9 protein-coding genes and 1 pseudogene are annotated in these 11,767 nt (G+C 43.9%); 8 read left to right on the forward strand and 2 right to left on the reverse strand.

The annotated features are described in order from the left end of the window. Window positions 1-10: 10 nt before the first annotated feature. The 5 genes and pseudogenes from ACSQ8O_RS13335 (at window position 11) to ACSQ8O_RS13355 (ending at window position 5,667) form a co-directional block, all read left to right on the forward strand. Complete coding sequence (locus tag ACSQ8O_RS13335; RefSeq protein ID WP_436242046.1) at window positions 11-2,554, forward strand: glycosyl hydrolase family 95 catalytic domain-containing protein; 2,544 nt, start codon at window positions 11-13, stop codon at window positions 2,552-2,554. Window positions 2,555-2,609: 55 nt separating this feature from the next. Beyond that, window positions 2,610-2,981 carry a cupin domain-containing protein gene (locus ACSQ8O_RS13340; protein WP_436242047.1) on the forward strand — a complete coding sequence of 124 codons (372 nt, stop codon included), beginning with the start codon at window positions 2,610-2,612 and terminating at the stop codon, window positions 2,979-2,981. 24 nt (window positions 2,982-3,005) lie between these two features. Next, window positions 3,006-3,986: a Gfo/Idh/MocA family protein gene (locus ACSQ8O_RS13345; protein ID WP_436242048.1), complete on the forward strand. Its 981-nt coding sequence runs from the start codon at window positions 3,006-3,008 to the stop codon at window positions 3,984-3,986. A gap of 267 nt (window positions 3,987-4,253) precedes the next feature. Continuing rightward, window positions 4,254-4,527 (forward strand): annotated as a pseudogene (locus ACSQ8O_RS13350) (sigma factor); the annotation flags it as partial. Window positions 4,528-5,061: 534 nt separating this feature from the next. Next, the gene (locus ACSQ8O_RS13355) at window positions 5,062-5,667 is read left to right on the forward strand and encodes a hypothetical protein (RefSeq protein WP_436242049.1); all 606 of its coding nucleotides are present in this window, start codon (window positions 5,062-5,064) and stop codon (window positions 5,665-5,667) included. A gap of 479 nt (window positions 5,668-6,146) precedes the next feature. Here the strand turns inward: ACSQ8O_RS13355 and ACSQ8O_RS13360 are convergent, their stop codons facing one another. Beyond that, entirely contained in the window at window positions 6,147-6,932 is a 786-nt protein-coding gene (locus ACSQ8O_RS13360) for a HipA family kinase (protein ID WP_436242050.1), read from the reverse strand. Window positions 6,933-7,401: 469 nt separating this feature from the next. Continuing rightward, entirely contained in the window at window positions 7,402-7,806 is a 405-nt protein-coding gene (locus ACSQ8O_RS13365) for a VOC family protein (RefSeq protein WP_436242051.1), read from the reverse strand. Between the two features lie 261 nt (window positions 7,807-8,067). Between ACSQ8O_RS13365 and ACSQ8O_RS13370 the strand changes: the two genes are divergently transcribed. The 3 genes from ACSQ8O_RS13370 to ACSQ8O_RS13380 all read left to right on the forward strand — a co-directional run bounded on the left by ACSQ8O_RS13370 (window position 8,068) and on the right by ACSQ8O_RS13380 (window position 11,765). Further along, complete coding sequence (locus ACSQ8O_RS13370; RefSeq protein ID WP_436242052.1) at window positions 8,068-8,559, forward strand: hypothetical protein; 492 nt, start codon at window positions 8,068-8,070, stop codon at window positions 8,557-8,559. 332 nt (window positions 8,560-8,891) lie between these two features. Then, window positions 8,892-9,683 carry an AraC family transcriptional regulator gene (locus tag ACSQ8O_RS13375; protein WP_436242053.1) on the forward strand — a complete coding sequence of 264 codons (792 nt, stop codon included), beginning with the start codon at window positions 8,892-8,894 and terminating at the stop codon, window positions 9,681-9,683. A 138-nt stretch (window positions 9,684-9,821) separates the two neighbouring features. Next, on the forward strand, window positions 9,822-11,765 hold the full coding sequence (locus ACSQ8O_RS13380) for an alpha-glucuronidase (protein ID WP_436242054.1): 1,944 nt from the start codon (window positions 9,822-9,824) through the stop codon (window positions 11,763-11,765). The last annotated feature ends 2 nt before the right edge of the window (window positions 11,766-11,767 follow it).

Here is an 11,767-nt window from a genome sequence, read left to right on the forward strand (position 1 = left end):
GACTTGGAGCGTGAATTCAGGGATGAATTATCGAGAGCTTGTGTCTCGCGGAGATTTACACTACGAACACACCGTCAAAAGAAACGAAGGCGGTCTGCCGATCGGAAACGGAAAAATGGGAAGCCTTCTTTGGACATCCCCGTCTGCTGTGAAATTACAGGTAAATCGCGTCGATGTGTTTGCCAATGACCGCTCGACGAACAGCTTCAATCAAAGGCATCTGGATTACGGCTACGCTTGCGGTTTCGTCGACATCGATTTTGTGGATTACGGGGAAGACGTGTTTAAGGACGGAACGGTTCGCCAGCATTTAAGTTTATACGATGCGACGGCCTCCATCCACGGTAACGGAGTTGATCTCGAAGCGATTGCTTATGACCACAGCGATGTGTATGCCTTTAAGGTCGAGGATGGAAGGAAAAGCCCGCAAGGCATCAACATCAAGTTGAAGATGCTCCGGCCTGCGGAAGTCGCGACGAAGAGTCATACGGCGGTTTCCAAACTCATCATGCACAAAGACGTGATGATCTTGAAGCAGGAATTCAGGGAGGGCAGCTATTACTGCTCCTCGGCGGTCGCGGTCGGAATCTCTGACCGCGAAGGGATCATCCGGATGAACGATGAACTTGGCGGAAGGGGGCCGGTCACCGATTTTAGAGAGAGCAAAGTACTTGGGCAGCCGAATGAGACGGAAATGCGCTTATGCATTAAACCAGGAACGGGAAGATTCGAAGTCTACATAGCAAGCAGCGCTACCTTTGATGAAACAGTGGACGTCTCAGCGTTGGCAATAAATCAATTGGAAGCAGCAAGAAAAGCGGGCTATGAGCGCTTGTTGAAGGAGCATAAGCTTTGGTGGAACCAGTTTTGGCAAAAATCATTCATTCGTTTGAGCAGCGATGACGGCAGCGCCGAGTTGGTGGAGAAGCATTACACGTACTATGTGTATCTGATGGCGTCAAATTCCCGAGGCGGCAAATATGCTCCCAACTTCGGCGGCATGTTGTTGAGCCCGCGCGGTGACTTTAGACACTGGGGAGCTATGCAATGGTGGAGCAACCTGAGGTTATATTACAATGCGGTTCTGGCAACAGGTCACTATGAGTTGATGCAGCCCTATTTCAACATGTATTCGGGCATGTATGATTCGTGCGCCAAAGCGGCGGAGCAGCAGTGGGGCAGCAAGGGGATCTATATTCCCGAAACTGTATGGTTTAACGGTGTGGATGAGATGCCTGAAGATATTGCCTCCGAGATGAGAGAGCTTTACTTGCTTCATAAGCCTTGGGAGGAACGCTCCGAAAAATTCAAGCAATACGCACATAAAAAGCATCCGCATGAGAGCCGTTGGAACTGGAAGGGACATGAATCATGGGTAGACGGGGATCTGGTCTATTCCGATAAGGGCTGGGGCCCTTTCGGATCCACGACCCATATGTTTTGGAACATAGCGGGCATCGCCTATCATTATTGGAATTATTATGAATTCACCAAAGACAGGGTATGGCTGGAGGAACGGGCATATCCGATGATCAAAGGGGCTGCGGAATTCCTGCGTAATTATCCGCACTTGCGAAAGGAGGATGATGGCAAATACCATATGCACAATACGATTAGCGGTGAGAAGTACATCGGGGGCAAAGATACGATTCAAGTAATGTCTTCGCTTCACGGGATCATGCCTGTGCTGCTGAAGGCCGCCCATATTTTGGATGTGGATAAAGACATGTGGCCGGTGTGGGATGAGTTTTATCGCAACCTGGCTCCGCTCCCGCGAAGCGATCATCCGGAGGCTGTCTTTAGAACAAAAGAAGATGAGGAGCCTGTTTGGGTTGGGGCGATCGGTCATGTGCTTGACGATCGGCGGGAAATCGCAAACGATCCGATGCGGGATTTTATTCTTTGTTCCTTAGAGACCGCGAGCGAAAATCTGGATTGGTTCCAAACAGGCAAAAGCACCCTAGCCTTTCAACAGAATATGCTGGGTGGTGACTGGAGCAAGGCTGTGTCCGAAATGTCGTCCGTTGCCGTCATGCTAGCCGGTATGGGAGTGGCCGAAGGCTTTAAACAAGCTGTCGTGGCGCAGCTGGAATGTGTGAATGCCGATCGTGAATATTGCTACTATGCAGATACGGGGAAAATCAAATATTACGACAATCGGCTGACGGTACGGGAGGGTGTCAACGCCATCAGCGCACAGAGGCTCGGAAATGTGGCGTACGCCTTACAGGTTGCACTCTGTCAAAGCGGGCCCGGCACCCCTGGCAAAGAGCCGATCATTAACGTGTTCCCCACAGTCCCTGATGGGTGGGATGTGGAATTCTCGCTTTGGAGTCACGGAGGTTTTAAAGTTACGTCTGAGATCCGAAAAGGTGTTATCGTTTCGTTAAGTATTGAATCCACGCTCGGCGGTATTTGCAGAATGCGCAACCCTTGGGGGGAACGGCAAGTGTCCGTAGTACAGGGAGGTCGTGAAGTTAAGAGTTTGAGCGGTTTATTGTTTGAGTTTGCGACTGGTGCAGGCGAGTCGTTCGTCTTTGCCATCATAGAGTGAGAATTTATCGAGAATCCTAAAAGATCGAACCATATTTCATAAGGAGTGGTTTCAAATGAGAACGTATCGATTACAGCAGCTCGCCGATGTTATGGAAGGACATATTTTGAAAGACATCATGCCGGGGGATTACATTTCTTACGGTGGACTTGCCTTCGAGAAGCCAGGAGCACGCGCTCATACGAACGACGGGCCGGGCGGGATCGACTATCATGTACATGAAGATTGCGAAGCTTTCCTGATCATGCAGGGCAAGGGCGAGGTTGAAATCAAAGAACAAGCAGGTTTAATCATGCATCCCGTTAAGACGGGAGATGTCGTCATTATTGAGCCGGGAGAGGATCATCATCTCATTTCAAGCGTGGAAGATCCTATCGTCGTCGTCTGGTTTCATGCAGGGCCGTCACGAAACAAAAATCAATTTTAATAAAGATAAGTGAGGATGAGTATCATGAAGGCAGTTCTAGTTGGTTTAGGAAACTTCGGTTTAGGGTGGTACAAGAGATTAAGACGTCATCCGGGTGTGCAGACGGTATGTGTTGTTGAATCAAACGTCCAACTTCGGGAAACGATTGATCCGGAAACACCGTTTTATTTGACTTTGGAAGAAGCGATTATCAGCGAACGCCCCGATTTCGTCATTAATGTTACACCTCCTCACGTTCACACTACGATTAACGAGATCGCGTTCTCGCATGGCCTGCCGGTGCTCTGCGAGAAGCCAATTTCGAACGATATTACGGACGCGCAATATATTGTCGGTCAGGCTGAACTGAAAAACATTCCGTTCATGATTTCCGAGAATTACCGTTTCTTCGCTCCGGTGCTCAAGGCGAAGGAGCTTTTAGACAGCGGCGTCATCGGACATTTGTCATCGGTACACATTGAATTCGACCGTTATCATGTCGTACCCGTTCCTTATTTCGGTCGGCTGGCAAACGGACTGCTGGAAGATGTTACTATTCATCATTTCGATATGATCCGTTATTTTACCGGTCAGGAAGCCGTGAAAGTGTTCGCCATGAATAGCAATCCACCTGGTAGCTGGACGGAGACGACGACGATTCACCTTAGCGCTTGGATGGAGCTTGACGGCGGGACGGTCGTGGATTATCACGGCAACATGATGGCCAAGGGAAAACTAACCGAATGGTACGGTGATTGGCGTTTCGAAGGTGCGGAAGGAGCGATTGCGGTAACGAGCAACCGAGTGCAGCTTATGAAGGAAGGAAAAGCCGATGAAGTGTACACCTTCGACGGGGTAGGTAACGTGCTGTCGATCGATGAATTTTTAGCCGCTTTGAAGGAGAAGCGAGAGCCAAGACCTAGCGGAAGAGATTATTTGAAGTCGCAAAGCTTGGTGCATGCTGCAGCCGTATCTTCGAGAACGGGCAAAATGCTTTCCGTGGAGGAAGCACTGAGAGAGGTGTAACCATATCAAGTGATTACGCTGTTTTACAGTTCGGGACAATCGTTTATAGATTCGATTAATACACATGCCCAATAGGGATCAATATGCAGGCTGGGTTGGACAGTTTCGGGAGGGGCGGTTGGTTCATTAGATTGGGAGTCTAATAAAAAACTAAAGAAGATTATAGCCTTGCGAGAAATCGTAGGGCTATTTGTTCAAAATTCTAAAGGGCTGCCTAGTGGCAACTCTTTGTTCTGTTTGACTGTATTTTGCTATGGCTTTACGTTTCTTGTTGTACACAACCTCAAGAAATTCGATAACACCGGAGAAGATTTGGAAGATTTGATCTCCATCGGGACGATCGGACTGATCAAAGCTATCGAGTCTTTCCCGCCGAATAAGCACTAAACTGGCGACTTTTGCCACGCGTTGTATCGAGAACGAGATTCTGATGCATCTTCGCTCCTTGAAGAAAACGCGGAAAGATGTGACTCTGCATGACCCCAGTGGAACGGACAAAGAGGGGAATGAAATTACACTCATCGACATACTGGGCAGCGATAATTTTCTATACCGAAGAAGAAAGAGCAGCAACAATAATTTTATTAGACAATGGCAGACTTCCTTTAGAAGAATACATCTGAATAAAATATGCGGCATGATTCTTAGCATTTTTATTTTTATAGGCTTATTATATAGTGAATTTTAGAGTTTTTTCTATTGAAAAGCAATTTTTAATACCTATTTCTTTATAATGTCACCCTATTCAAGTAGCTCCTAGATACGTAGAATTAATTGTATTGAACTAAGAATTGATAGTAGTGCTCAAAGCAATTATCGTAGATGATGAAAAGCTGCTCGAAAAGGAACGTAAAGTAGATCCAGAAGCAGGCAGTCAAGTTTTCGGAAACGAAGGCTGTGTGACATAAACCAAGATGTTTGATTGGTAAGTTAAGCGCTTAATTAGCGTATATATATCTGTTAATGATCTTGAACATTTTGATAAAGATGTTTTATTCTCCATAAAATCCTTCTGTCATAAAATTGAAATATTAAGGCGATTACAAATGAAACCGAATTAAGGAAGGGGATTTCTGTGCCGGTAATTCGATCATTAAAATCAACGATTATTTGGTTATTTATCCCCATCATCATTGTGTTTGTAGTAGTTACAGGTACGCTCTCATTTATCTTAGCTTCACAACAGTTAAAAGAGAACGCATTCACCAACTTAAATGATACGATTGTCCAAACGAAAAGTTTATTAACTGACAAATTAACTGCATTTATTGCGGAATTAATCGGGCTAGAAAATAAATCCGAATGGATCTCTATCATGAATAAGACAGATGATCCGGGAGTAGTTTTAGAACCAGAAGATTATATTTTTATGAATAAAGCATTGGACTCTTATTTAGATCGCTACACGATGCTGGACTCTGTTTTATTGTATTACAATGAAGGACGGGTCTCTCAGTATAAGCAAAATAACTCTTTAATAACAAAGGTAAATATCTCGTTAGATGATTATAGTCGTCAATTAGATAGTGAGCTCCTATCCGTCATCAAATGGCTGAATATTCATGATGAACCCAAATTAGCCGCACCTCAAGTGGCGGCCATTGTCTCATCGAAGGTAGGAGATTTCCAGTACGAAAGGGAAGGGGAAATCGTACGCTGTCCTTGGCATCAATGGAAATAGGTTGCATGATTGTAGATGCAGCCATGCGCACCAAATCTTATGAAGTAAGCGTGGAGAAATTCGATGTCTCGGTTGATAATGAGCAAATATGTGTTCATTTGTAAAGACTTTTACTTTTAGTCCTGGTAAAAGTAAGATCAGGGTTCACTTAACAACAATAGACTGCCGGCCAAATCGGCAGTCTATTGTTGTTAAAGGAAGTAATCATCATCGAATAAGTAAGTTAGCGTAAATACTTGTTCACACATGCGATCATCGCTACTTTTGCTATATCCAGTCCAATTACTAGATTCATTCTTCTATCCATCCTAATACTGAATTTGCGGCAACCCCTAATCCTTCTTGCAGGGTCATAGCTTCGCGTGTTACTCGAGATCATTGTCTCAACCAGCCTCAAACATGTTTCTACAAGTAGGGGGTGAACAGTTTAGCTGACGGGATTACGGTCTCACGGGCAGTATAGCGTGGTAACACCATCGTCAAGAAATTAAGCCCCTTCCATATTTTTTCGCAAATTGATACACCGAATCGGCAAATGTTTTTTTCTGTACTATGAGATAAGTAATAAGGGCCTCTTTGTCTTGAATCGGTACACCCCAATCCTCAGGAATTTCCCAAATCACTTCTTCAATGAGGTTTTCAGGTAAAGCAAGGATCTGTTCAATATATGAAGAGAGTATCGATGGATCTTCAAGCATGCCCACAGTCCAAATATGAACGATAGAATCCTTCTTAAACTTATCGTGCTTTTGTAATGTCACTTTATTCCATTTATATCCTCCCGGAAAACATTTACCGTGATCGATCATATGAATATCATATTTGCCTTCCGGTAGCCGCTCCAAAAGAATGTTGCTTTTTGTACGATCAGAGTTATGCACCCAATGGTCGAATACGAAAATTCCGGCCAATACTTGGTTATTTTTGATATCCATTTTAGTCGGATGAGGAGGTTCCTTCGAGAGGCCTCTGCAATTGTCTATAAATAGGCTCGCAAATTGGGTGCCTGGATTGTATTTAGAAGAAAACTTTTTCGGTATATATTGTATCTGCTGCTCTGTCATATTCACTATTTTAAATGGCACCACAGGCAAAGAAAGATGTTGCCCTAATCTGGCGATCACGAATTCATTTACCAGTTCCCTTGTTCCGTGAAAATTATTTTTACATTTTACCGCATAACGGTTTCCATCATTAAATGACAACAAATGTGCGGCTTTTCCAGACAGCGTCTCCAAATATTTTATCGGTTCTAATGATGTCATCGCTCAGCAACCTTTCTTTGATAGAATCTAACATTACAATATTCAATAATAATTTAAGAGTATGGACAAAAGGGATATTATTTTTCTAACTTGCCTTTGCTGAATCGCGGTGAACCTTATCATAGATAAGGGTTGAGAGGCCATTAGTTAACGGAAAACGTTAGTTCAATGAAATAGTGACAGTCTAGGACTTTATTTTCTACTGAGACCAGAAACAGTAAAGGAGCAGCCGTAGCTGCTCCTTTGACTTGTTAATTCTTACATACTAAATGATAATGACCACAAATTGGAGTAGTTTTTACCATAAGATATATACACATTGGTAGTCGTGTTGCCCCATTCGGGTTCATTATCATACCGGGAAAGACGATGTTATCATCGGAGAAATGGTATCGGCACATTCGGCCAAAATGGCCATACGAATCGTTGTCACTCCCCAAATTGAGGCCTCACTCACTTCAACTGTCCGTCAACGCCTGCCACTGAACCGTTTGATCGCTTCCTCGGTCACAGGCGTGAAGAGGTTAACCAGATTGCCGTCGGGATCGCGAAACAGCACAGCACGGTTCCCCCAAGGCATCGTGGTTGGTTCCTTTACCCACTCGTTGACAAATGGCTTCAAGCGCTCGTATTCGGCGTCCACATCGTGGACGCGGAACTCGAGGATGACAGTGCGATTTTCAGCCGCCACTGCGGAACCAGCGCCGAACAGTTGCACTGTCTGGGAGTGGCCGATCGCCAGGGTGCACGATGGCAGAACGAGTTCGGCAAATACGGGTGCGGGGCGTTCCGCCGAAACACCCATGACTTTCTCATAGAACTTGACGAGACGATCCACGTCGTCGGTAATGATGCGTACAGAAGCAAAATTCACGAGATACCATCCTTTCTATAATAAATGATACAATACCGTATCATTTCATTTTGGGCCAGAATACTTCGCATTTATCTCCCACTCCTTTATGTTTACTTACACCGATTATAAAAAAACGCTACTGACAACAGTATGTCAGTAGTGTTTTAACTTTTTTTTGGGCTTACTCCCGAATTGTTGAAATCTGGACTTACCGTTTGGCTAACGGGCAGCATTCAAATTTTCAATTCATTTGTACAATCATCACTAGCAGCATTTCATATGATGAATACAGAAATATGCATAGGGGTGATTGAATTGAAGTTCAACTATTCCATCCGTACACAATTTATCTTTTTAGCAAAAGATCGTATGTTAAGTTGTATTTTGGCCAAAGTTGCGAGGCAACGTGTTAATATAACCGCTATCACTGTCATTAAAAAACACAACCACAGTAATAGTCTTAGGCTCGTAGCGGGTTCACCCGATACGGAAAGTCCGAGCGATCTTTGGATCGTCAGAAGTATATTAAAGTCTTTTGGCGTTAAGTTCAGAGAAGAGAAAGTCGTTCAAGTAAAAAATATTACTCCTAATGTTCCTGGTGTATTCAATAGCATCTTCGGCGCAGTTTGGTGTAGGGTAAAAGTAAAAGCAATGTATGATGGAGAGCAGAACGCCTCATTCCTCAATGTTTCCGATGTAAAAAAAACGATACGGATCTTGTCGCAAAAAAATGTGCGACAATGCCCGAAAAATTGTCGACGCTTCCGGTAAATCCAGTTATCTCCATGCGTGTTGTTTGCCAAACATCAATACCAGATTCGTCCACCAAGCTCGCGGGCTGACGAGGAAACAGCGGGAACCGCTGGTGCTGCATGCGACGGAAGCATTTTCCGTCGGAGTTGTCTTAGATTTGAAAATACAGTAATGGATATTGGCCTTACGAGAAATCGTAGGGCTATTTCAGTTTGTAAGGAAAATGATAGGTTTGGTCTCCCTTTTTTCCAAACGAATTATAGCGTTTACATTTTTTGTTGACAATGGTTGAACTAAAGTTATAGGGTATAAATTAAAGATATTATTTGTGGAGGGAGATCAATTTGTCAGTGGAAATTAATGATTTCTTAGTGCCTGATATCGGCTACTTAATATATAGAAAGTGCACGCCAACATGGGAAATCGCCAAAAATGAAATCTCATTTTGTGACATCACCTATGTCATAGAAGGGAGAGGAATCTATACAATTAATGGCGTACAATACGAGGTGAAACGCGGTGATCTTCTCTGCATTCCACGCGGAAGTATCCGTATGGCCCGATGCATTGTCGATGACCTTATGAACGTATATTCCGCTAACTTCAAACTCTATGACATGAACGGACAACAAGCCGACCTGCCTCTTCCTTTGCTGACGCATATTGGGATTAAAAGCGACCTCATCGGGCTCTTTCGCGAGTTATCGAATGCCTGGGTTCGTAAGGAAACTGGGTATCACACAAAAACCAGAGGTCTGCTACTTGTCATTATGCACAGATTGTATGAGTTGATTCTCTTAAAAAAAGATCCCGCAAGATCAGATTATCGGGTGAAAAAGGCTATCAACTATATATCTGAAAACTACGCGAGCAATGTTACTGTAAAAGAGATTGCAAATCTCGTAGGACTCAATACCGTATACTTTGGGGCACTATTTAAAAATGAAACGGGCATCCTGGTCAATCAATACTTGACGCAAACGAGAATTAACCATGCAGAGGACATGCTGCAAAATGGTGAATGCAACGTAACCGAAGCTGCAGAGCGTTGCGGGTATAGCGATCTGTCGCATTTTCGAAAGCAATTTAAAATGATCAAAGGATATTCACCGTCACACTGTCTCAGAAATCAACCTGACTAGCTTACGCTAGTCTTTTTTTTTTGCAAATAATATCTTTAATTAGGCATGGTTAACTATATTCAGACTATTGTTGAAAGATATCTTGAATGCTAAATTCTTAATTAAGAAAACGCTTTAATTAACTAATAGAGGTGCTTCATGGATCACACACTACGAAAATATTCCGAATACAATGCTTGGCTGCAGCCAAAATCCAGTCTAGAGCCTAAAGCTTTGCGAATCCGTGCAGGCTTCGATTTAGATTTTATCCATCAAGAATGTCGTCTAGGTTTAATTCGCCTATGGGGAGAAATTCAAGAATGCGAGGAGTACACGCTGCAATTAAAAATGAATGACTTGGAGCATGAGGAGTTTTCACTTACCCCACTGGAAAATGGATTCGAAATCGCAGGCGGCAGTAAGAATGCGCTCTTATATGGGGTTTATCGTTTCCTAAACCGGCTTGCCACTGGAGAAAGCATGGAAACGATTCAAGAACACTCAGCACCCAAAGTGGACTATAGAATTATTAATCATTGGGACAACATGGATGGGCACATTGAACGCGGATATGCCGGTAATTCTTTCTTTTTCCATAATAATAAATTTGATTACGATCAAGAAAGAATTAAAAATTATGCCCGAATGATGGCTTCTATCGGGATTAACGGAATTTGTATTAACAATGTGAACGTGAACAAAGTAAGCGCTGGTCTGATTGCTGAACCGCTGCTTTCTGACATGGCAGAACTAGCTGGACTGTTTAGACCTTTCGGCATTCGATTATTGGTATCCGTACATTTTGACGCTCCGATGATCGTAGGCGGGCTTACAACCTCTGATCCGCTGGATGCGGGAGTAAAGGAATTTTGGAAAGTTCAATCCGCAGTTGTATACGATAAAATCCCAGACTTTTTAGGTTATTTGGTGAAAGCGGACTCAGAGTTTAGAGGCGGTCCGGAGGCCTTTGGACGAACTCAGGCAGACGGTGCCAATACGATTGCCGCAGCGGTCGCTCCATTTGGAGGGTTGGTCTTTTGGCGCTGCTTCGTGTATAACTGCCAGCAGGACTGGAGAGATGCACAAACCGATCGTCCAATGGCGGCTTATAAGCACTTTCAGCCACTGGATGGTACATTTGACCAGAACGTCATTCTTCAAATCAAAAATGGCCCAGTAGATTTTCAGACGAGAGAGCCAGTATCGCCTCTTTTTTCAAACCTTAAAAACACTCGTGAGGCCATTGAGTTTCAAATTGCTCAGGAGTACACAGGTCAGCAAATCGACCTGTTCAGCCTAGCTGTACAGTGGGAAGAAATTTTGACAACTGAAGTTAACAAAGGGAAGCAGTTGAAAAGCTTGTTTGGTCAAGAAATCGTTGCTGTGACAGCGGTTACAAATACAGGAAATAACATGAACTGGACAGGCAACACCCTTGCACAGTGCAATCTGTACGCTTTCGGGAGAATGGCTTGGAATCCGGAACTTACTGCTAAAGAGCTGATCTGTGAGTGGATTCGAATTACGTTTGAAACAGATGAGCATGGACGCCAAACGATAGAAGAGATGCTGCTTACATCAAGAGGGATTTATGAGAGCTATACAGCTCCTCTTGGTATTGGCTTTATGGTAAATCCAAGTTCTCACTACGGGCCTAATGTTGACGGTTATGAGTTTTCCAATTGGGGGACTTATCACAGAGCAAGCTCTGATGCGATTGGTGTCGATCGAACTTCCAAAGGAACGGGATTTACACTTCAGTATCCAGAGTCACTCCAAAGGATGTATGACCATATAGAAAGTTGTCCTGAGGAACTATTGCTGTTTTTCCATCGAGTTCGGTACGACTACAAAATGAAAGACGGACGAACCTTGCTTCAGTACATATATGACAGTCACTTTGAGGGTGCTCAGCAAGCGGAAGCATTGTTACAAACCTGGGAGACTCTGGAGAACCGAGTTCCACAGGAAGCCTTTAACTCGGTGAAAGCGCGACTTCAACTTCAACTTCTCAATGCTCGTGAGTGGCGAGATCAAGTGAATACGTATTTCTATCGCAAAACAGGAATTGACGATGAAAAGGGAAGAAAAATTTATATGTAAGG

It is taken from the genome of Paenibacillus sp. LjRoot56 (assembly GCF_964253335.1).
Classification (GTDB): Bacteria; Bacillota; Bacilli; order Paenibacillales; family NBRC-103111; genus Paenibacillus_E; species Paenibacillus_E allorhizoplanae.

Excerpts from the sequence above, each read along its gene's own strand:
- ACSQ8O_RS13380 (WP_436242054.1), top strand. The coding sequence starts at position 9,822 with ATGGATCACACACTACGAAAATATTCCGAATACAATGCTTGGCTGCAG.
- ACSQ8O_RS13360 (WP_436242050.1), bottom strand. The coding sequence starts at position 6,932 with ATGACATCATTAGAACCGATAAAATATTTGGAGACGCTGTCTGGAAAA.
- ACSQ8O_RS13340 (WP_436242047.1), top strand. The coding sequence starts at position 2,610 with ATGAGAACGTATCGATTACAGCAGCTCGCCGATGTTATGGAAGGACAT.
- ACSQ8O_RS13345 (WP_436242048.1), top strand. The coding sequence starts at position 3,006 with ATGAAGGCAGTTCTAGTTGGTTTAGGAAACTTCGGTTTAGGGTGGTAC.
- ACSQ8O_RS13370 (WP_436242052.1), top strand. The coding sequence starts at position 8,068 with ATGATGAATACAGAAATATGCATAGGGGTGATTGAATTGAAGTTCAAC.